Genomic DNA, 19,285 nt, shown 5'->3' with positions numbered 1-19,285 from the left:
TGATCCAGACCGGGCCCGCGCTGGCCCTCCGTCTGGCAAGCTGTACCCGGATCGAATCAACCGGCGGACCCTGGGGTACGCCTGGCGCCCGGATGGCGCGCCGAAGCGAGGGAGTCTTGCATGGAGATCAAGTCGCGCCTGCTCAAGCAGCTGGACAAGGACATCGCGGCGGCGAAGAGCCCGGTGCCGGCGGCCTGCCTGAAGGCACGGCGAGCCATCCTGCTGGCCCGCCACGGCGCCCTCAACGAGGCCCGCGAGCAGCTGACCGTGCTACACCAGCTGGCCTTCCAGCATCCGCATCCCGAGGTGGGCGCCTGGCTCCATCTGGCCGAGGGCCTGATGAGCTACTACACCGACTTCGGCAGCAGCGCCCAGGAGAAGATCCAGCGCGCGCTGAGCATCTCCCGCAGCATCGGGCAGACCGAGGTCGAGGCCCTGGCCCATGCCTGGCTCACGCAGCTGGCCTATGTGCGGCATGACCTGCCGGTGGTGCTCAGCCATGCGGCCGAATGCCTGCGCGTGGCCGCGCCGGAGCACCACGTGGCCCGCGGCCGGGTGCACATGGTGATGGGCGTGTGCTGGCAGTACGCCGGCCAGCTGGAGCAGGCGCTGCCCTGGTTCCAGCGCTCCCGCGCCTATGCCGCGGCCGATGGCGACGACGCCACCATCTCGGCCCTCATGTACAACATGGCCGTGATGCGCACGGCCCAGGTGCGCTGGAAGGCGCTGTCCAGCACGGCCGCCCTGGCGCCCGAGCTGCTGCTGGGCGTGGACTCCGTCAAGCACTACGACGCCGCCGTCGGCGCCGCGGTGCTGGCGGAGCTGACCCCGCTGCTGCGGGCGCAGATCCTCGCCATCCAGGGGGACTTCCCTCAGGCCAAGGCGCTCTACGAGGAGCACCTGCCCCTGGCCATCTCGCGCGGCCTGGCCCGCCTGGGCAGCAGCCTGCTGTCCGACCTCGCCTGGTGCCGCCTGAATTGCGACGAGACCGAGGCCGCCGTGCAGCAGGCCCGGGAGGCCGCGGTCGAGCTGGATCCGCTGTGCGATGTCGACGACCGCGCGGCCACCCACACCCGCCTGGCGCAGATCTTTGCCGCCGTGGGCGAGACGGCCGCGGCGGCCCATCACCAGGAGCGCGCTGCGGCCGAGTGGGCGGAATTCGCACGCCAGCAGCAGCAGTGGGGCGAGGCGCTCGCCGCCTCCGGCCTCAAGGCGGACCCGCTGCGGCGCTGAATCGCGGCGTCCGGCGCGCTCCCGCGGCCGGAGGCCTGGCGGCGCCCGGCGCGGGCTCAGGCCGGTGCCGTGCGGTAGGGCTCGTCGTCCGCGATGAAGTCGTGCTCGGCCAGGGCATCGGTGATCCATTCGCGCACGCCGGGCGCCGAGGCCAGGCGGTCGAGGTAGGCGCCGACCACGGGTGGCACCGGCAGCCCATAGCTGCGGATGCGCATGGCCACCGGAGCGTAGAAGGCGTCGGCCGCGCAGAAGGTGCCGAACAGGAAGGGGCCGCCACTTGCAGCCAGCGCGCCTTGCAGCAGCTCGCTGATGCGGGCGAGGTCCTTGCCCAGGCCGGGTTCGCTGGCCAGCAGCTCGGCGCCCTTGGCCTGCAGCGCCGCCTCGATGTTCATGGGGCACAGCGAGCGCAGCTTGCCGAAGCCCGAGTGCATCTCGGCACAGAGGCTGCGGGCGCGCGCACGCTGGCGGGCATCGGCAGGCCACACGCCCGCTTCGGGATGTCGCTCGGCCAGGTACTCCGTGATGGCCAGCGTGTCCCAGACGGCAAAGCCGTCATCCTCCACCAGCACCGGCACCTTGCCCGCCGGCGTGTGCCTGGCAAGCGCCTGGTAGAAGGGCGAACCGGCGTTGAAGTCGAAGCGCAGCTTGACCTCCTCGAAGGGAATGCCCAGGCCCTTGGCCAGGACCCAGGGCCGCATGGACCAGGACGAGTAGTTCTTGTTGCCGATCACCAGCTTCATGGGCGTTCCTCAGAGTTCAGGGGTTCATGGAATCAGGACGCTGAAGCTTAGCGGCATGACCCGCGCAGCACTGCTGAGAAATCGGCATGGGATTGATGCGCGCAGCGTATGGGCAGGGCCACCGGCTGGCGCGGGCAGGCAGGATCAGCCCCGCAAGCGCCGGCGCCAGTCGTCCAGGCGCAGTGCCCGCGGCAGGACGTCCAGCACGCCGGTCACGCTGCGCGGCCGCAGGCCCAGCTCCGCCAGCCCGGGCAGCAGGCCGCTGGCGACGTTGGGCACCCGCATCGAGGCCAGGTTGTCGCGCGACATCATCGGCTCGCCCGGCATGCATTCCATGAACAGGGCCTGCAGCCAGGCCAGCGCGTGCGGCAGGGGCACGATGGGGCGAGGGCGGCTCAGCAGCTGCCCCGCCAGCTGCACCAGCTCGCGAAGGCTCAGCACCTGCGGGCCGGCGGCCTCGAAGACCTGGCCCGCGGCCTCGGGCCTCACGATCAGCTGACCCAGGGCCGCGGCGACGTCCTCTACCCACACGGGCTGGAACTGCGCCGTCGCGCCGGCCAGGGGCAGGACCGGCAAGACCTGCTGCAGCTCGGCGAAGAGGTTCAGGAAGCGGTCCTCTGCACCGAAGATCACCGAGGGCCGCAGCAGCCGCCAGTCCAGGCCGCTGGCGCGGATCACGGCTTCACCCCGGGCCTTGGAGCGCAGGTAGCGCGAGGGCGCGTCCTCGGCCACGCCCAGGGCGCTGACATGCACCAGGCGCCGCCCGCCCGCGGCCTCGCAGGCCTGCACCAGGCGCCGGGGCCAGTGCACATGCGTGGCCTCGAAGGCGGCCTCGCTCCCCTGCAGGATGGCGATCAGGTTGACGACCACCTCCGCGCCCGCCACCAGGGCCTGCAGGGTGTCGTCGTCGAGCGGCCGAGTCTCCAGCACCGTGACCCCGGGCAGCACGCTCAAGGCCTTGGCATGCGCGCGATGGCGCGTGGGCACGGTGATGCGGGCGTATCCCGCCGCCACCAGCTGGCGGCAGAGGGCGCGGCCGACAAAGCCGCTGCCGCCGAAGATCAGCAGGCGAGTGTCCGGGTCTGGTGTGGTCTTCATGGGGGTGTCGGGGCAAGCATCGGGCGAGGATCCGGCGCGCTGCATGCGCCGGTCATGGCAGGTCCTGGTTGGCCTGAGGCGCCGTGGTCTCGCGCGGGCCGATGGTGGCGCCCAGGCGTTCCCGCAGCGAGCTGCGGGGCGAACCCATCAGGCGTGCATAGACCGTGGCATTGGCCAGCACCTTCTTCACGTAGTCGCGGGTCTCGTTGAAGGGGACGTTCTCGGTCCACAGCGAGGCGTCCAGCACCTGGCCCTCGCGCCAGCGGCGCGGGCGGTTGGGACCGGCGTTGTAGGCCGCGGCGGCCAGGGGCATGGCGCCACCGAAGTCGTCCAGCACCAGCTTCAGGTAGCCGGTACCGATGCGCAGGTTGAAGTCACGGTCCGTCAGGAATTCGGGGCGGTAGTCCACGCCCAGCTTCCGGGCCGTCCATTTGGCCGTGGCCGGCATCACCTGCATCAGGCCGCTGGCGCCCACATGCGAGCGGGCATCCTGGATGAAGCGGGATTCCTGCCGGATGAGACCGTAGACATAAGGCAGGTCCAGCCCCGCCTCGGCCGCCTTGGCGCCGAGCTCCTTGGCAAGGGGCTGGGGGAAGCGCTGGCTGAGGTCGATCTCGCTGCGGGTGCGCTCGCTGCTGTTGATGCAGCGGTCCCAGACCTCCCGATCGCAGGCCAGCTGCGCCGCGGCCAGCAGCTCGCGGTCGCTCATGCCGCGCAGGCTGAAGTTCCACTCCCTGACGCCTTCGTTGCGCAGCCCCAGGCTGATCAGCGCCAGGGCACGGTTGAGCCCGCCGTGGGCGAAGGCGACACCGCGCTCATGCGGGGTGAGCGGCGCCGGTGCCGGCGGCAGGGGCAGGGTCAGGCCCAGGTCCTCGGCGGCCAGCTGGCCGTAGAAATGCAGCGGGTTGGCGATGGCCTGCAGGGCGGCGCGCGCCTGCTGGCGCTGGGCTTCGCCCGCCGTGCCCGCCGGGGCCTGGCTCAGTTGCAGGCGGGCGCGCCAGTAGGCCCAGACGGGCTCCTTGGCCTCGAAGGCCTGCAGGGCCTCGTGGGCCGCGTTGAAGAGCGCCGGGCGGCCGCGGCCCTGGTCGGCACGCAGGGCCGCGCGGGCGATCCAGGCCCAGCTGTCCTCGCTCCAGTCGCGGGCGGGCGCGCGCCCCTGCAGCGTGAGCGCCTGCTCGGCGTAGTCGGCCGCTTCGGGCTGGAGGCGGAAGGCCGATTGCTTGGCGACCTGCGCCCAGGCCCAGGCGGCCAGCTCGGAGGGCAGGGCCTGGGCCCAGCGCTGCTGCAGGGCGTCGGCGGCCTGGGCCGGGTCACTGCCCGCCAGCTTGACCAGCCCCAGCGTGGCGAGCTCGGCCTGCGACCGGCCCAGGCCGGCGACCTTGCGTGCCATGAAGCGGGCGTTGTTCTCCAGGGCGTCCTGGATGCCCTGCTGCACGGGCTTGGGCAGCAGCTCGGTGGCCTGGCGGATCGCGCGGGGGCGGGCGTACTCGACGGACAGGCGCAGCTTGGTCCAGACATCGGCCGCGCTGAACTTGCGCGCCTCGAACAGCGTGGCGGCCAGCGCGGCGCAGCCGTCGTCGCCGTCCTTCTGGGCGAGCCAGGCGGCGCGGGCGCGCTCGTGGACATCGCGGCCCTGGCTGTGCTCGGCGAGCAGGCCGTAGCAGACCACCTCGCGGTCGTCCGCCATCTTGAAGCGGGGCAGCTCGCGCTGGAAGTTGGACCAGTCACGGCGGCGCCCCAGCTCCAGCAGCCAGTCGTTGCGCAGGCGGTCCTCCACGTAAGTGCCGGGGAAGCGGGCGTAGAAGTCCTCGAGCTCGGCCTGGCTCAGCTCGCTCAGGCGCTGGCCGTAGTCCCAGTAGGCCACCCAGGAGGCCAGGGGATGCTGGCTGGCGTAGGCCTGCTGCGCGGCGGCCTGCAGGCGTTTTTTGTCCCGCGTCTTGAGGGCCTCGCGCGCTTCGGTGATCAGGTCGGTCTGCGGCGTGTTCAGGGGCAGGGGGATGGTCTGCGTTCGGGCCTCGGCACCGGCCAGGGCCAGCAGGCCGGCCAGCGTCCAGCCGAGCAGGCGGCCCGCGCCCTTGCGTGTCCCCGATGGGCCCGGCGCTGCGCCGGGCGCTCCATATACTGCGTTCAATGCGTGTCCTTGATGGGGTGTCCCGTGACGACCAGTGCCGCGCCCGATCGGGCAAGTCTGCGTAAAGAGCTGCTGCGGCAGCGCCGCGAATTCATCGCCTCGCCGGCCTTTGCCGACGCCGAAGCACAGCTGGGCCGGAGCCTGCTGAGCCTGCTGGCGCAGCTGGAGCCGCAGTGCCTGGGGCTTTACTGGCCTCTCGAGGGCGAATTTAACGCAGCTGCGCTGCTCCAGGCGGCTGAGGGCCTTGAGGACTGCACCCTGGCCCTGCCTTTTGCGCGCAAGGCGAACCGCCAGATGGACTTTCGCCGCTGGGACGGGCAGCCGCCGGCCGTCAAGGACGAATGCGGCATCCCGAGCAGCGAAGGCGCCGTGGTCCTGCCGGATGTGCTGCTGGTGCCCTGCGTGGGCTTCAGCCCGGCGGGCTACCGCCTGGGCTATGGCGGCGGCTACTACGACCGCTGGCTGGCGGCGCATCCCGGCGTGACGACGGTCGGCCTGGCCTGGCAGCTGGGGGCGATCGAGCTGGACGTGCAGCCCCATGACCAGGCGCTGACCGTCATCCTGACCGAGTCGGCGCTGCTGGCGCCCTGAGCCTCAGTCGCCGCCCAGGCCCTCTTCGTTCTCGCCCACCGGGCCGTCGCCGATGGCCTCGCGGGTGAGTGCGGCCTGCTCCTGTACCCAGCGCGCGAACTCCAGCGCCTCGGGCCGCTGCCGGCCCTGGCGGGAGATCACCAGCCAGTAGGCGGAGGGCGCGTCGATGCGGGCCGTGGGGCCGAAGGGCTCCACCAGCTCCTTGCGCTGCAGGGACTCGCTCACCAGGGCCAGCCGCGCCAGAGCCACGGCCTGGCCTGACAGCGCCGCCTGCACCTGCTGGTAGGTGAAGTTGAGGTACATCCAGCGCCGCGGCTGCAGGTCCTTCTGACCCTGCTGGGCCAGCCAGCGCCGCCAGCTGACGTAGACGCCCGAGGGGCGCTGGTCGTCCTCCTCGGCCAGGGTGTGCAGGGCCAGGTCGCTGGCCTGGCGCAGGGGCGGCAGCTGCCCCTGCTGCGCCTGCTGCAGCAGCCAGGGGCTGACCACGGGAGTCAGGATCTCGCCGAAGAGGCGCTGGGCATCCACCGGCATCTCGCTGGTGGTGTCGTAGCGCAGGGCCAGATCCATCTCGCTGTCATCGAGCTCGATGATCTGGTCATGGGCCGAGACCCGGATGTCCATGTCCGGATGCAGGCGGTGGAAAGCCTCCAGGCGCGGCAGCAGCCACAGCGAGGCAAAGGAGGCGAAGGTGGTCACGTTGACCACCTTGCGCCCCTGGCTCTGGCGGATCTGCCGCACCGTGGTGTCCAGCCGGTCCAGGACCCCGCGGACCGTGCCCAGCAGCAGGGAGCCGTGGCTGCTCAGCTCCACATGCCGGGTGCCGCGCAGCAGGAGCTGGCAGCCGACCTCCTCCTCCAGCGAGCGGATCTGGCGGCTGATGGCTGACTGCGTCAGGTGCAGCTCTTCGGCTGCGGCGCGGAAGCTCAGGTGCCGTGCGACGGCCTCGAAGGCGCGCAGCGGGCCGATGGCAAGGGGGCGTTGGCGGCTTGGATTCATGACTGAAACGCATCAATACGGCGCAATGATCTCATTGGACGCTGATCAGTGGAGACCCTAGTATCCCTCCACGTTCCCGATTTTTACGGGCCTCCATTGAATCAAGGGCCAGCGGGAGCAGAGGGGAAAGCCATGTTCAGCCGAATCACTGCCGCAGAATCCGCATCAATCCATCGTGCCGCCGATCACGGCGCCGACTGGCGCCTGGCCCAGGGCGAGGCCCTGAAGCTGCCCATCGGCCCGGGCCCGCGCGAGCTGCAGGTGCTGGAAGGCCGGGTCTGGCTGACCCGTGACGGTCGCCTGAACCGCCCGGCCCTGGACGTCTGGCTCGAAGCCGGGGACAGCCTGACCGTGCCCTCGGGCGCCGAGCTGGTCCTGGAAGCCTGGCCGCAGGCCCGCTTCCAGCTGCTGGTGCCGCCTCTGGCCTGCCCTGACGTGCAGCGCCGCCCGGTGACGGTCAACCAGCGCAGCCACGGCCTGGTGATCGCCTGATCATGGCAGGGCCTCGCGCACTGTTGAGCCGTGCGGCCATCGAGGCCCTGCCGGTGCAGGAGAAGACGCACCTGCTGGATCCCCAGGCCGTGCGCCAGGCCCGCTTCCTGTCCGCGGCCACCGGGATGGAGCAGCTGGGCTGCCAGCTGATGAGCCTGGCGCCCGGTCGCTCCTCGGCCGAGTACCACCGCCACCTGTACGAGGAGCAGTGCTTCTATGTGCTGAGCGGCGAGGGGCGGGTGCTGATCGAGGACCAGTGGCACCCGCTGCGCACCGGGGACTTCCTGGGCTTCGCGGCCCGGGGTGAGGCGCACAGCATCCACAACAGCGGCAGCGAGCCGCTCCTGATGTTCGCCGCCCGCATCCACCTGGAGCAGGACGTCTGCGACTACCCGCACCAGGGCAAGCGCCTCTACATGAATGGCGAAGAGGAGGTGCTGGTGGCGCTGGCCGAGGTGCGGCGCGCCTAGGCACCGCGCCATCGCCTGGCGCTCAGTACTTGCGGCTGGCTGAGGAGGAGGGCTTCGGCTTGCGTGTCGCCGGCTTCTGCCGCGCGCGCAACGCCGCCTCCACCGCCAGCTGCGCCCATGGCCGCATCAGCGCTGGCGACTCCATCGCGTCCTCCGGCGGGCTGAAATAGCGCAGGCCGGCCAGCTTGCCCTCGCGCTCATACTCGAAACGCCGGCAGCCGGCGGCCTCGAAGCGGGGGAGGGTGGTGTCGTCCGCCTTCAGGAAGAGCTGGTCGAAGGCGATGATGGCGATGAAGAGGTCATCCACATAGATGCCCCAGCCACCGAACATGCGGCGGCTGCGCAGGGGCCCCAGCGGCGCCAGCAGCTCCAGGGCGTGGTCGAGCAGTTCCTTGGACATCGGCCCATGATAGGCGCAAGCGCCCCTGCAGCCACCGCCCTGACGATCAGGCTGGCAGCAAGGCCTGACCCCGGCTAGGATGCAGGCTTCCTGCCATGCAAGGGTCTTGCCTGTGGATTTGAACGACAAGGTCGCGCTGCGCCGCAAGCTCATCCAGGACCGCCTGGACCTGCCCCATCGCCTCGAACTCTCGGCCGATCTGCAGGAGGTCCTGCGCGTCTGGCTGGTGACGCGCCGCGAGATGACCATCGGTGCCTACTGGCCCATCAAGGGCGAGTTCGACCCGCTGCCGGCTCTCTACCGCTGGAGCGAGGCCCACGAGGATCGCCGCATCGGCCTGCCGGTGGTGGACAAGGAGCACGGCACCCTGCGCTTCCACGTCTGGTACCCGGGCTGCCCCATGGAGGAGGACGCCTACGGCATCCCCAAGCCCAAGGACACCGAGGTCTTCGAGCCCCAGCTGCTGGTGGTGCCCTGCGTGGGTTTCGGGCCCTGCGGCCTGCGCCTGGGCTATGGCGGCGGCTTCATGGACCGGACGCTGGCGGCGCTGAAGCCGCGCCCTGCCACGGTAGGCGTGGGCTATGCCCATGGCTTCCTGCCGCTGCTGAAGGCCGAGCCGCACGACGTGCCCCTGCAGGCCATGATCACCGAGGAAGGCGTGGTCTGGGACGAGCGCGGCTGAACCGGGCAGGCCCCCGGGCATGACCGGGGTCAAGCGGCGGCCGCCTGACCGAGAATGCGGGCTTCACCAGAACGCCACCGCGCGCCACCGCGCCCCCTCCTGTCGCCATGAGCCACGCCGCCCAAGACCCCCGCATCGCCTCGCTCTACGCCGAGCACCTCCAGACCTGCCAGGCCCGCGCCGAGCGTGCATTGAGCCTCAGCGGCCATGAGGCCCTGCTGATCGCCTCGGGCGTCGAGAAATACGCCTTCCTGGACGACCGGCCCTACCTCTTCCAGCCCAACCCGCATTTCAAGGCCTGGCTGCCGCTGGTGGCGCATCCCTACAGCTGGTTGCTGGTGCGCCCCGGCACCAAGCCGCTGCTCGTCTACTACCAGCCGGACGACTACTGGCACGTGCCCCCCGCGCCGCCCGCCGGCTACTGGGTGGACCAGGTCGAGCTGCGCGTGATCAGCGAGCCCGAGCAGGCGCTGCAGCACCTGCCCGCGGACGTGAGCCGCCTGGCCATCGTCGGCGAGGCCGACGCCGCCCTGCAGCACCTCATCCCCAACAACCCCGAGGCCCTGATCCACAGCCTGCACTGGGCCCGCGCCTGCAAGACGCCCTATGAGCTGCAATGCCTGCGCGAGGCCTCGCGCATCGGCGCTCGTGCGCATCTGGCGGCGCGTGATGCCTTCCTGGCCGGCGGCTCCGAGGCCGAGATCCACCGTGCCTACCTGATCGCGGCTGGGCACACCGACCGCGACCTGCCCTACAGCAATATCGTGGGTCTCAACGAGCACGCCGCCGTGCTGCACTACCAGTACCAGGACACGGCGCGCCCCGCGCAACACCTGACCCTGCTGGTGGATGCGGGCGCACAGGTGGCGGGCTATGCGTCTGACATCACCCGCACCTGGACCCGCGGCGATGCCGCCAGCGCCGAGTTCGACGCCCTGCTCGCCGCCATGGAATCGGCGCAGCTGGCCCTGGTCGACGAGGTCCGGCAGGGCGTGGACTACCGCGAGATCCACCTCAGCACCCACCGCCACATCGCCCGCATCCTGCGCGAGCAGCAGCTGGTGGCCATGAGCGAGGAGGCGATGCTGGCCGAGCGCGTGACCAGCACCTTCTTCCCGCATGGCATCGGCCACTTCCTGGGCCTGCAGGTGCATGACGTCGGCGGCTTCATGGCCAGCGAGGCCGGTGGCACGCGGGGCAAGCCGGACGGGCATCCCTATCTGCGCCTGACCCGCGACCTGGCCGCCGGCATGTGCGTGACCATCGAGCCGGGCCTCTACTTCATCCCCACGCTGCTGAACAAGCTGCGCGCCACCCCGGCGGCGAAGGCCGTGGACTGGGCGAAGGTGGAGCGCCTGGCGCGCTTTGGCGGCATCCGCATCGAGGACGATGTGGTGTGCCGTGCCGAAGGCGCGCCGGAGAACCTCACGCGCGACGCCTTCGCATCGCTGGCTTGAGTCGATCGATCAGGGGATGCCGCGCACGATGTGCGGCCCCAGCAGGCTGCTGAACCACACCGGCAGCTTCTGCCAGGCCCGCACCAGCAGCGCGAACTTGCCGTTGCTGGGGCGGGCGTCGCCCACCGAGCCCTTGAATGAGTGGTACTGCCAGTAGGCCGGATGGGCCGTGGCGCCCCACTGCTGCTTGAACTTGTAGGTGCCGCTGTCCACCGTGCTGCGGCCGAAGTCGAACAAGGGCTGGCCGCGCTGAATGCTGCGCTCCAGCACGCGCCAGTACATCAGCACATTGACGCTGAGGTGGTTGTACTCGCGCAGCGCGCTGGCGCTGGGGATCAGGGTGCAGCCCGGCGCATGCAGCAGGAAGCCAGCGGCCACCGCGCGGCCCTCGTGGCGCAGCACGGCGATCTCGGCCTCGGCGGGGAACTGCGCCAGCATCTGGGCGAAGAGGGCCCGGCCGTAGGGTGGCGTGCCCAGGTCGCGCATATTGCGGGCGAAGACGCGGTAGAACTCGTCCAGCAGCTCCTCGCGCCCGAAGGCCATGCTGAAGCGATCATCGGACAGCGGCTTGCGGATCTGGCTGCGCAGCTTGGACTTGATGCCCTTCTCCCACAGCAGCTCCGGCGTGGCCGGCAGGGGCAGGCGCATGTGAACCTTTTCGGTCACCAGCGCATTGAAGGCCGGGTGCTGCAGCTCGCGCTCATGGCGCAGCTCCAGGTGCTTGACATCCAGGCGGCGGGCCAGCTCGACGGCGGCCTCGACCAGCCGGGCTTCGTCCGCGGGGCTGTCAGCCAGCACGCCGCCGGTGTTGAGATAGGGCTGGCTCACCAGGTAGCGCCCGAAGATGGGGCCGCTCACCAGCTGCAGGGGCAGCACGCCGACGATGGCCTCGCCGCGCGTCAGCCACAGGAAGTGCGGCTCATGGCGCAGGGCCTGCCGCAGGACTGCCGACCACTCCTGGCGCAGATGGAAGCCGTCATAGCCGAAGCGCTGCAGGTATGCATTCCAGCCGGCGGGCGGTTGCGGGGCCTGGTGCAGGGTCGTGTCGGGCATGCGTGGGCGGTGCTGGGGGCGCGTTGAAGGGCCCCGCATCCTATGTCATCCCCTGCGGACGCTGCACCGCCCGACTCAGGGTCTGAGGTGTGCAGACGTAAAAAGGCCGCCGGGCCCGGCCGGGCGCGGCGGCTCAAAACAAAGAGGATTGCTCAGAAGAAAACGCGGGGCTCGCTCAGAAGCGGAAGCCCAGACCCACGCCCACCAGCAGCGGGTCGACCTTGAACTTGCCGACTTCGGTGCCCTTGGAGTAGACCTTGGTGCCGATCTGCACCTTCTTGATGTCCACGTTCAGGTACAGGTTCTTGCTGATCTCGTAGTCGAAGCCAACCTGGAAGGACAGGCCCACGCTGGTGTGCTTGACGCTGGGCGACAGGGCGGTATCCACGGCCGGGATGAATTCCACGTTCGAGAAGATCGTGTAGTTCAGGCCGGCGCCCACGTAAGGACGGAAGGTGTCATTGGGGGCGAAGTGGTACTGCAGGCTCAGGGTGGGCGGCAGGTGCTTCAGGGTACCGATCTCGGTGCCACCGGCCGACAGCGTGTGCTTCTGCGGATAGGTCAGGATCAGCTCAGCGGCCAGGTTGGGGCTGAAGAAGTAGCTGAAGTCGACTTCGGGGATGACCTTGCTGTTGACGCTCAGGTCCAGACCGGTCGTGTCCTTGTTGGCCGAGTCGAGGTTCACGGCACGCACGCGCATCAGCCAGGGGCTCTCGGCGGCCTGGGCGGCAAAGGCGCCAGCGGCGAGGGTGGCGGCGATCAGGGTGCGTGCAACAAGCTTGCTCATCTCAATAGCTCCTTCAAAGAATGGGAACGTTCCCGATGAAGCTATTGGAGATGTCGCGCCAGGGTTATCCCTTGATATGACGCAAATGCGGGGGCGCCTTGCCCCCGCGGTTCATGTGGACTCTAGGGCGACTTGATCCGCCGCAAGGTCATGCGCCCAGACCGAGGCGTTTGCACAACTCCAGCACCAGACCGCTCTGGTTGAGCGTATAGAAGTGGATGCCCGGGGCGCCGCCGGCGATCAGGCGTTCGCACACACGCGTGACCACGTCCAGGCCGAAGGCGCGGATGGAGGCGGTGTCGTCCATATAGCCTTCCATCTTCAGCGCGACCCAGCGCGGGATCTCAATGCCGTCACGGGCGGCGAACTGCGCGATGCGGCCGTAGTTGTGGAAGGGCATGATGCCCGGCACGATGGGCGCGGTGACGCCCAGCCGGCGGGCCTCGTCCACGAAGTGGAAGTAGGCGTCCGGGTTGAAGAAGAACTGGGTGATGGCGCCGCTTGCGCCGGCCTTCATCTTGTCAGCGAAGTGCTGGAGGTCCCGTGCGGCATAACGCTGTTGTGGGTGGTACTCCGGATAGGCGGCCACCTCGATCTGCCAGTCTGCGCCTTGCGTCTCGCGGATGAACTGCACCAGCTCGGCGGCATAGCGGAACTCGCCGGCCGTGGCCGTGCCGCTGGGCAGGTCGCCTCGCAGGGCCACGACGCGGCGGATGTTCTGCGCGCGGTAGGTGGCCAGGATCTCGGCGATGTTCTCGCGGGTCGAGCCCACGCAGGAGAGGTGTGGTGCGGCCTCATGGCCGGCCGCGGCGATCTCGCTGACGGTGGCCAGGGTCTTCTCGCGAGTGGAGCCACCGGCGCCGTAAGTCACGCTGAAGTAGTGCGGCTGGACGGCGCTCAGCTCCTGCACGACGGTACGCAGCTTCTCGGTGCCCACGGGCGTGTTGGGAGGGAAGAACTCGAAGCTGACCGGCGGCTTGGCCGGCGTGGTGTTCGTGGGGCTCATGGCGATGCCTTTCCTGTGGCTGTGGGGTGGCCGCTCGTCTTGCGGGCCCACAGAAAGAATTCCGTGTTGCCATCACCGCCGGTGATGGCGCTGCTGAAGTAGCCCTGCACCTGCCAGCCCAGGCCTTGGGCGGCGTTGCGGGCCTGCTGTTCCAGTTGCGGGTACAGCGAAGGGTCCTTGACCAGTCCGCCCCTGGAGAGGGCCTTGGGGCCCAGCTCGAACTGCGGCTTGATCAGGAGCAAGACCTGACCCTCCGCCGCGAGCCAGGGGTCCAGTTGCGCGAAGGCGCCCGTCATGGAGATGAAGCTCAGGTCTCCCACGATCAGCGGGAAGCCGCCGCTCGGCACATGGGCAGTCAGGGCCGAGCCCGCCAGCTCGCGCACATGCAGGCCCTCGAGCGCGGTGACGCGCGCATCGGTCTGCAGGGTCGCATGCAGCTGCCCATGCCCCACGTCCACACCCACGACCCGCGCGGCGCCGTGCTTGAGCAGGCAGTCGGTGAAGCCGCCGGTGCTCTGGCCCATGTCCAGCACCGTGAGGCCTTGCACGGCAATGCCGCTGGCCTGCAGCGCGCCTTCCAGCTTCAGGCCGCCGCGCGAGACGTAGCGCAGCTCCGCGTCGTCCGTCACCGCCAGCACCTCGTGCTCGCCCACGTCCTCGCCCGCCTTCCTCACCTTCGCCCCCGACGCCCGCAGCACCGCGCCCCGTTCGATCAGCCGCTGGGCGGCCGAGCGCGTAGGCGCGAGTTGCAGGGTCATGAGGCGTTGGTCGGCGCGCATCGAGGAAATGGATCTGGGGGCAATGCTTGGTCGTGCCAGAGGAACCCGGCTCGGTGTCTCGGGGCGTAGCGAGCGGCGCGCTGGCTAGGCGGACGGAGCGCAGGGACCGGAACGACCTTGTGGGTCGTGAGGATCCCGAGCACCGCCCAACGACGCCAGCGTGTCGCGCAGTAGCCCTTGCTCAATAGCGGTAGGTGTCGGGCTTGTAGGGGCCCTGCTTGGGCACACCGATGTACGCCGCCTGCTCCTCCGTCAGCTCGGTCAGCTGCGCATTCAGCGTGGTCAGCTGCAGGCGCGCGACCTTTTCGTCCAGGTGCTTGGGCAGCACATAGACCTTGCCGATGTCGTAGGCGTCGCGGTGGGCGAACAGCTCGATCTGGGCGATGGTCTGGTTGGCGAAGGACGAGCTCATCACATAGCTCGGATGACCCGTGCCGCAGCCCAGGTTCACCAGGCGGCCCTTGGCGAGCAGGATGATGCGCTTGCCGTCGGGGAAGATCACGTGATCGACCTGCGGCTTGATCTCCTCCCACTGGTACTTCTCCAGCGAGGCGACGTCGATCTCGTTGTCGAAGTGGCCGATGTTGCAGACGATGGCGTTGTTCTTCATCGCGGCCATGTGCTCGTGGCGGATGACGTTCTTGTTGCCGGTGGTGGTCACGAAGATGTCGGCCTTGTCGGCGGCGTACTCCATGGTCACGACGCGATAGCCTTCCATGGCGGCCTGCAGGGCGCAGATGGGGTCGATCTCGGTCACCCACACTTGCGCAGACAGGGCGCGCAGGGCCTGGGCCGAGCCCTTGCCCACGTCGCCGTAGCCAGCCACCACGGCGATCTTGCCGGCCACCATCACGTCGGTGGCGCGCTTGATGCCGTCCACCAGGGACTCGCGGCAGCCGTAGAGGTTGTCGAACTTGCTCTTGGTGACGGAGTCGTTGACGTTGATGGCGCGGAACAGCAGCGTGCCCTTGGCGCTCATCTCCTTCAGGCGGTGCACGCCGGTGGTGGTTTCCTCGGTCACGCCGATGATCTCGGCGCTCTTGCGGGTGTACCAGGTGGGGTCCTGGGCGACCTTGGCCTTGATGGCGGCGAAGAGGATGCGCTCTTCCTCGCTGCCCGGATTGGCCAGCACGGAGAGGTCCTTCTCGGCCTTCTGGCCCAGGTGCATCAGCAGGGTGGCATCGCCGCCGTCGTCCAGGATCATGTTGGGGCCTTCACCCGCTTCACCCTTGCCGGCGAATTCGAAGATGCGATGGGTGTAGTCCCAGTAGTCTTCCAGCGTCTCGCCCTTGTAGGCGAAGACGGGCGTGCCGCGCGCGGCCAGGGCGGCCGCGGCGTGGTCCTGCGTGGAGAAGATGTTGCAGGACGCCCAGCGCACTTCGGCGCCCAGGGCCTGCAGGGTCTCGACCAGCACGCCGGTCTGGATGGTCATGTGCAGCGAGCCGGCGATGCGTGCGCCCTTGAGGGGCTGGCTGGCGGCGTATTCCTTGCGGATGGCCATCAGCGCGGGCATCTCGTGCTCGGCGATGTTGAGTTCCTTGCGACCCCAGTCAGCGAGGGACAGGTCGGCGATCTTGTAGTTGTCGGTGGCAGCGGCGTTCATGGGCAGGCTCCTTCATGGTCTGAAGCCGCTGACGCCGGGCAGGGGAGGGGTCGAGGAAGACGCGATCACCCAGGCCAGACGGCAGCGGGTGAGCGCGGTTGCAAGAGGTCGGGTCCAGGAGGTGGATCGCTCGACCGGTTCCGAGCCTGGCCTTCAGGCGCCCGTATCAGGCAGTGAAGGTTGCAACGCTCCTCGGATCAGCGCGGATTGTAGGGGCTGCGCGCCGCACGGTGCGTGAATTTGGGCCTGAACGATGCGGCAATTCAGCCTTCGCCCGCACCGTCCTCCAGGCCCAGGAAGCGTGACAGGTGCGCCAGCGCCTGATCCAGTGCTTCTTCGAAATGCGCGCCACGCGGACGTTCGCCGACGAAGCCGGTCTCGCACTGCAGCCGGCCATCGACCACCTTGAGATTGGCCCAGCCCGGCACCGCTTCACCCCACAGGAGCGGGAGGGCGTAATGGCCCATCTTGCGCCGCGCGGCGGGCGTGTAGGCCTCGAAGCGATAGGGCCAGCCCCAGAACAGCTCGAAGCGGTGGCGGTCCCACACGACCGGGTCGAAGGGCGCCAGCAGGCGCAGCGATTCATGCGGGCGGTGCCGGCGCGAGCGCGGGTCTTCGTCGGCCGGCCAGAACCAGACCTGACCCTCGACCTCGGCATGCGGATAGCGCTGCCGGGCCTTCTTGAGCAGCAGGCGGATCTCGGGCTGCAGATGCGGGGCGCCGTAGCGCAGCAGGGTGCCCAGGTAGCCGAAGCTGCGGGCAGGCAGCGGGGCGTAGAGCTTCAGCACCATGTCCAGCAGCATCTCGGCGCGGGCCAGGCGGGCGGCCGGGCTGTCGTCCTGGGGCGGGTGCTGGACGGCCTCGTAGACGCGCGTCCCGCTGTCGCGCCGGTGCACGCGCAGCAGGCCGCGGTAATGCATGCCGTCCAGCAGATGCGTCACGCCATTGGACTGCCCGCCCCAGTAGCCGCGCACCTGGCCGTGATCGAACAGGGCCTGGACCTGGGCGGGATGCTGGGGGCCGGCCTCGGTGATATGGGCCAGCAGCTCCTGCGCGCGGGCCTGGGTCTCGCGGTCCCAGGGCTTGCGGGCGGTGCGCGGGTGCATCAGCGCCAGGTGCTCGCGCGGCAGGAAACCGTAGTTGACGAAGCAGTCCTCCTCGACGGCCAGGCGGCGGTAGCGGCTTTCGAGCTCGCCGGCGCGGTAGTCCTTGACCCGCCAGGCCAGGATCAGGTCCTGGGCCCGCGCCGGCGCGCGCATGGGGTCGGCCTGCACAAAGCCCAGGCGGCGGATGGCCTGGGGCAGGGTGGTGGGCGCGAAGAGGCTGCGCGCGATGGCATAGCGGCGGAGTTGCTCGAGGCTGGGCGGGCGGGTACGGCTCACGGTGGGCAGCGGGGGCATCGGTCAGGATGACCGGCAGCTTGCCTGGAGACTGTGATTTTGTACAGTGCCGTTTGCCCGGCTTCAGCGGCCGCCGCGCAGGGCCTGGCGCTGCTCGTCGGTGTCCATCTGCATCTCGTAGCTGAAGAAGCGGTTCCGGCCGTAGGCCTTGGCGTTGTAGAGCGCGTCGTCGGCACGCATGAGCAGACCTTCGGCGTTCGTCGTTTCGTCGGGGATGCAGGTGGTGATGCCGCCCGAGAGCGTGATGTGGCTGGCGATGGGCGAGTCCGGATGGGGCAACTGCCCCTGCGCCAGCGTGCGCAGCAGGGCGCGGGCATAGGTCATGGCGCCGGAGCGCGGCGTGTTGGGCAGCAGCAGGGCGAACTCCTCGCCGCCGTAGCGGGCCGCGCAGTCGGCAGGGCGGCGGCAGAGGTCCTTCAGCAACCGGGCCACATGGCGCAGGCACTGGTCGCCCTCCACATGGCCCAGGGCGTCGTTGTAGCGCTTGAAATGGTCGACGTCGCAGAGCATCAGCGTCAGGGGCTGGCCGCTGCGCCGAGCCGCGGCGATCTCCTGTTGCAGCCGCGCGTCCAGGCCGCGGCGGTTCATCAGCCCGGTCAGCGAATCGACCTGGCTGAGCTCATGCAGCTGCGCATTGGCCTGGCGCAGCTCCTCGGAGACCGAGACCAGGCGCTGGCGCATGTGCGAGAGCCGCTGCATCGCCCGCAGCTTGGCGTGCAGGATCATGGGCGTGACGGGCTTGACGAGGTAGTCGTCCCCGCCGGCCTCGATGCCCTTCCAGACATTGGCATCCTGGCTGTGCTGCGAGAGGAAGATGATGGGCGTCCAGCCGCCGGGTTCGGCGCTGCGCATGGCGCGGGCGGCCCAGTAGCCGTCTTTCTCGGGCATCTCCACATCCAGCAGGACCAGGTCCGGCCGGTAGCGTTCGAAGAGCTGCAGGCCCCAGTCGGCGCTGGCGGCCTCCAGGACGCGGTGGCCGGCACGGTCCAGCTCCGCGGCCAGGGCGACCCGGGTGGCATTCTGGTCGTCGACGATCAGGATGGTCAGGGGGGCGGCTTGGAAGTGCGTGCTCATGAGGCGATTGCCGGCGGAGGCAGATCGCTAGAGTAGCGCCACTACGGTCCGGCTGCCATGGGATGCCCACACGCCAGATGCAGTCGCGGCGAAGGGGGGGGCAAAGCCGTGAATCCTGCACGAGGCGGCCTCTGTTCAATCGCCGCTGCAGGCGTAGCATGGGCCGAGGTCCGTGGGGCGCCTGTCGGCGCCGCTCGAGCCCCGGGCATGCCCCTGGCTGCACCAGGCCGGCATGCCCGCCGTACAAGCCCGACCGCCCCGGCGGTCTTAGCGGACAGGGCCCGACCCTGCTGAGCCCATGACGGAAACCACGCAACTGGAAGCCAAGGTGCTGCTGCTGGAGCATGAGCCCGAGCAGTACCGGCGCCTGTCCGATTTCTGTGCCCAGGTCGGTCTGGTCGCCCTGCCGCGCTCCGCGGGCGATGCGCTGCCGACGCTGTCCCAGCACAAGGACCTGGGCGGCGTGCTGCTGGCCGAGAACCTGCCCTGCGAGGGACCCGACGGCCTGACCCTGGCGCGTGCCATCCACAAGCTGCGGCCCGAGCTGCCCATCTTCCTGCGCCGCACCAGCGAGCGCCCGCTGAGCCCGGAGGAACAGGCCACGCTGCGCCACGAATGGCGCTCCGGCGAGATGGAGCCCCTGCGCGAGGCGGTGGAACGCGCCATCTTCAGCCTGCGCTACCCGACCAGCCTGGTCAACGGCATCGTGCAGCTGACCTGCTCGGCGCTGGGCTCCATGTTTCCCAATGCGCTGGTGACGGCGGAGTCGCCGTATGTCGTGCACGACCGCATCATCCATGGCGAGGTGTCCACGCTGATCGCCATCGAGAGCACCTGGTGCCGCGGCTACATGATGCTGCAGACCGAGGAGAGCGCCCTTCGCCAGGGCCTGATCCAGGGCTTCGGCTACGAGGGCGTGGGCGGTGACCTCAACTTCCGCGAGCTCAACAACATGCTGGGCGAGACCACCAACCTGATCTGGGGCGCCTTCAAGAACCGCTACATCCCGCCCAAGGCCTTTGCCAACCAGCAGACGCAGGTGCCCATCGTGATCAACCACGAGCACAAGTACATCTCCTTCGGCTCGCAGGATCCGCAGCTGTGCATCCGCTACCAGCTCTCCGACCCCAAGCGGCCGGGCCTGCCGCCCTTGATGATCGTGCAGCGCTTCATCTTCAACCTGCATTGGTCGCCCGAAGAGTTCGCCGAGTTCGACAGCGCCCCGCCCGACGTGGCGCCCACGGGCGAGCTGGAACTCTTCTGACCGACCCTGCCGTACAACGCGACCGAACG

19 protein-coding genes and 1 riboswitch are annotated in these 19,285 nt (G+C 69.5%); of the genes, 7 read left to right on the top strand and 12 right to left on the bottom strand.

What is annotated here, in order from left to right:
* The first annotated feature begins 120 nt into the window (after positions 1-120).
* Positions 121-1,233: a hypothetical protein gene (locus O9Y01_RS12725; RefSeq protein ID WP_269631955.1), complete on the top strand. Its 1,113-nt coding sequence runs from the start codon at positions 121-123 to the stop codon at positions 1,231-1,233.
* Positions 1,234-1,289: 56 nt separating this feature from the next.
* Here the strand turns inward: O9Y01_RS12725 and O9Y01_RS12720 are convergent, their stop codons facing one another.
* The 3 genes from O9Y01_RS12720 to O9Y01_RS12710 form a co-directional block, all read right to left on the bottom strand.
* A complete protein-coding gene (locus O9Y01_RS12720; RefSeq protein ID WP_269631954.1) occupies positions 1,290-1,973 on the bottom strand; it encodes a glutathione S-transferase family protein in 684 nt (227 codons plus the stop codon).
* Between the two features lie 144 nt (positions 1,974-2,117).
* The gene (locus O9Y01_RS12715) at positions 2,118-3,071 is read right to left on the bottom strand and encodes a complex I NDUFA9 subunit family protein (RefSeq protein WP_269631953.1); all 954 of its coding nucleotides are present in this window, start codon (positions 3,069-3,071) and stop codon (positions 2,118-2,120) included.
* A gap of 52 nt (positions 3,072-3,123) precedes the next feature.
* A complete protein-coding gene (locus O9Y01_RS12710) occupies positions 3,124-5,202 on the bottom strand; it encodes a lytic transglycosylase domain-containing protein (RefSeq protein ID WP_269631952.1) in 2,079 nt (692 codons plus the stop codon).
* A gap of 24 nt (positions 5,203-5,226) precedes the next feature.
* Between O9Y01_RS12710 and O9Y01_RS12705 the strand changes: the two genes are divergently transcribed.
* Complete coding sequence (locus tag O9Y01_RS12705; protein WP_269631951.1) at positions 5,227-5,793, top strand: 5-formyltetrahydrofolate cyclo-ligase; 567 nt, start codon at positions 5,227-5,229, stop codon at positions 5,791-5,793.
* Positions 5,794-5,796: 3 nt separating this feature from the next.
* Here the strand turns inward: O9Y01_RS12705 and O9Y01_RS12700 are convergent, their stop codons facing one another.
* The gene (locus O9Y01_RS12700) at positions 5,797-6,789 is read right to left on the bottom strand and encodes a LysR substrate-binding domain-containing protein (RefSeq protein WP_269631950.1); all 993 of its coding nucleotides are present in this window, start codon (positions 6,787-6,789) and stop codon (positions 5,797-5,799) included.
* 132 nt (positions 6,790-6,921) lie between these two features.
* Here O9Y01_RS12700 and O9Y01_RS12695 point away from each other — a divergent pair, with 132 nt between their 5' ends.
* Both O9Y01_RS12695 and O9Y01_RS12690 read left to right on the top strand, forming a co-directional pair.
* Positions 6,922-7,281, top strand: a complete 360-nt coding sequence (locus tag O9Y01_RS12695; RefSeq protein ID WP_269631949.1) for a DUF2917 domain-containing protein — start codon at positions 6,922-6,924, stop codon at positions 7,279-7,281.
* 2 nt (positions 7,282-7,283) lie between these two features.
* Positions 7,284-7,751: a cupin domain-containing protein gene (locus O9Y01_RS12690; protein WP_269631948.1), complete on the top strand. Its 468-nt coding sequence runs from the start codon at positions 7,284-7,286 to the stop codon at positions 7,749-7,751.
* Positions 7,752-7,773: 22 nt separating this feature from the next.
* On the opposite strand, the gene O9Y01_RS12685 is transcribed toward O9Y01_RS12690, so the two are convergent.
* The gene (locus O9Y01_RS12685; RefSeq protein WP_269631947.1) at positions 7,774-8,151 is read right to left on the bottom strand and encodes a TfoX/Sxy family protein; all 378 of its coding nucleotides are present in this window, start codon (positions 8,149-8,151) and stop codon (positions 7,774-7,776) included.
* 79 nt (positions 8,152-8,230) lie between these two features.
* Here O9Y01_RS12685 and O9Y01_RS12680 point away from each other — a divergent pair, with 79 nt between their 5' ends.
* Complete coding sequence (locus O9Y01_RS12680; RefSeq protein ID WP_269631946.1) at positions 8,231-8,833, top strand: 5-formyltetrahydrofolate cyclo-ligase; 603 nt, start codon at positions 8,231-8,233, stop codon at positions 8,831-8,833.
* Between the two features lie 107 nt (positions 8,834-8,940).
* The gene (pepQ, locus tag O9Y01_RS12675; protein WP_269631945.1) at positions 8,941-10,290 is read left to right on the top strand and encodes a Xaa-Pro dipeptidase; all 1,350 of its coding nucleotides are present in this window, start codon (positions 8,941-8,943) and stop codon (positions 10,288-10,290) included.
* A 9-nt stretch (positions 10,291-10,299) separates the two neighbouring features.
* Here the strand turns inward: pepQ and O9Y01_RS12670 are convergent, their stop codons facing one another.
* From O9Y01_RS12670 to O9Y01_RS12640, 7 genes are all read right to left on the bottom strand, one after another.
* The gene (locus O9Y01_RS12670; RefSeq protein ID WP_269631944.1) at positions 10,300-11,343 is read right to left on the bottom strand and encodes a FemAB family XrtA/PEP-CTERM system-associated protein; all 1,044 of its coding nucleotides are present in this window, start codon (positions 11,341-11,343) and stop codon (positions 10,300-10,302) included.
* 175 nt (positions 11,344-11,518) lie between these two features.
* Entirely contained in the window at positions 11,519-12,130 is a 612-nt protein-coding gene (locus O9Y01_RS12665) for an OmpW/AlkL family protein (protein ID WP_269631943.1), read from the bottom strand.
* 148 nt (positions 12,131-12,278) lie between these two features.
* Complete coding sequence (metF, locus tag O9Y01_RS12660; protein ID WP_269631942.1) at positions 12,279-13,136, bottom strand: methylenetetrahydrofolate reductase [NAD(P)H]; 858 nt, start codon at positions 13,134-13,136, stop codon at positions 12,279-12,281.
* Entirely contained in the window at positions 13,133-13,894 is a 762-nt protein-coding gene (locus O9Y01_RS12655) for a TlyA family RNA methyltransferase (protein ID WP_269631941.1), read from the bottom strand. Before O9Y01_RS12655 ends, metF begins: the two co-directional genes overlap by 4 nt.
* Positions 13,895-14,096: 202 nt before the next feature.
* Entirely contained in the window at positions 14,097-15,518 is a 1,422-nt protein-coding gene (ahcY, locus tag O9Y01_RS12650; protein ID WP_269631940.1) for an adenosylhomocysteinase, read from the bottom strand.
* Between the two features lie 83 nt (positions 15,519-15,601).
* Positions 15,602-15,718, bottom strand: a riboswitch (S-adenosyl-L-homocysteine riboswitch).
* A 63-nt stretch (positions 15,719-15,781) separates the two neighbouring features.
* Entirely contained in the window at positions 15,782-16,900 is a 1,119-nt protein-coding gene (locus O9Y01_RS12645; RefSeq protein ID WP_269631939.1) for a DNA glycosylase AlkZ-like family protein, read from the bottom strand.
* A gap of 81 nt (positions 16,901-16,981) precedes the next feature.
* Positions 16,982-17,992, bottom strand: coding sequence for a GGDEF domain-containing response regulator (locus O9Y01_RS12640; protein ID WP_269631938.1), 1,011 nt, complete (start codon positions 17,990-17,992; stop codon positions 16,982-16,984).
* A 298-nt stretch (positions 17,993-18,290) separates the two neighbouring features.
* Between O9Y01_RS12640 and O9Y01_RS12635 the strand changes: the two genes are divergently transcribed.
* Positions 18,291-19,256: a chemotaxis protein CheX gene (locus O9Y01_RS12635; RefSeq protein ID WP_269631937.1), complete on the top strand. Its 966-nt coding sequence runs from the start codon at positions 18,291-18,293 to the stop codon at positions 19,254-19,256.
* The last annotated feature ends 29 nt before the right edge of the window (positions 19,257-19,285 follow it).

The organism is Pelomonas sp. BJYL3, from assembly GCF_027257975.1.
GTDB lineage: Bacteria > Pseudomonadota > Gammaproteobacteria > Burkholderiales > Burkholderiaceae_C > Roseateles_B > Roseateles_B flavus.
This window is presented reverse-complemented; position numbering and strand designations above follow the sequence as displayed.

What these genes read in the sequence shown, in the direction of transcription:
- O9Y01_RS12725 (WP_269631955.1), top strand. Translation starts at nt 121, where the DNA reads ATGGAGATCAAGTCGCGCCTGCTCAAGCAGCTGGACAAGGACATCGCG.
- O9Y01_RS12670 (WP_269631944.1), bottom strand. Translation starts at nt 11,343, where the DNA reads ATGCCCGACACGACCCTGCACCAGGCCCCGCAACCGCCCGCCGGCTGG.
- O9Y01_RS12635 (WP_269631937.1), top strand. Translation starts at nt 18,291, where the DNA reads ATGACGGAAACCACGCAACTGGAAGCCAAGGTGCTGCTGCTGGAGCAT.
- O9Y01_RS12690 (WP_269631948.1), top strand. Translation starts at nt 7,284, where the DNA reads ATGGCAGGGCCTCGCGCACTGTTGAGCCGTGCGGCCATCGAGGCCCTG.
- O9Y01_RS12695 (WP_269631949.1), top strand. Translation starts at nt 6,922, where the DNA reads ATGTTCAGCCGAATCACTGCCGCAGAATCCGCATCAATCCATCGTGCC.
- metF (WP_269631942.1), bottom strand. Translation starts at nt 13,136, where the DNA reads ATGAGCCCCACGAACACCACGCCGGCCAAGCCGCCGGTCAGCTTCGAG.
- O9Y01_RS12665 (WP_269631943.1), bottom strand. Translation starts at nt 12,130, where the DNA reads ATGAGCAAGCTTGTTGCACGCACCCTGATCGCCGCCACCCTCGCCGCT.
- O9Y01_RS12680 (WP_269631946.1), top strand. Translation starts at nt 8,231, where the DNA reads ATGCAGGCTTCCTGCCATGCAAGGGTCTTGCCTGTGGATTTGAACGAC.
- O9Y01_RS12640 (WP_269631938.1), bottom strand. Translation starts at nt 17,992, where the DNA reads ATGAGCACGCACTTCCAAGCCGCCCCCCTGACCATCCTGATCGTCGAC.
- O9Y01_RS12720 (WP_269631954.1), bottom strand. Translation starts at nt 1,973, where the DNA reads ATGAAGCTGGTGATCGGCAACAAGAACTACTCGTCCTGGTCCATGCGG.
- pepQ (WP_269631945.1), top strand. Translation starts at nt 8,941, where the DNA reads ATGAGCCACGCCGCCCAAGACCCCCGCATCGCCTCGCTCTACGCCGAG.
- O9Y01_RS12685 (WP_269631947.1), bottom strand. Translation starts at nt 8,151, where the DNA reads ATGTCCAAGGAACTGCTCGACCACGCCCTGGAGCTGCTGGCGCCGCTG.
- O9Y01_RS12655 (WP_269631941.1), bottom strand. Translation starts at nt 13,894, where the DNA reads ATGACCCTGCAACTCGCGCCTACGCGCTCGGCCGCCCAGCGGCTGATC.
- O9Y01_RS12715 (WP_269631953.1), bottom strand. Translation starts at nt 3,071, where the DNA reads ATGAAGACCACACCAGACCCGGACACTCGCCTGCTGATCTTCGGCGGC.
- ahcY (WP_269631940.1), bottom strand. Translation starts at nt 15,518, where the DNA reads ATGAACGCCGCTGCCACCGACAACTACAAGATCGCCGACCTGTCCCTC.
- O9Y01_RS12700 (WP_269631950.1), bottom strand. Translation starts at nt 6,789, where the DNA reads ATGAATCCAAGCCGCCAACGCCCCCTTGCCATCGGCCCGCTGCGCGCC.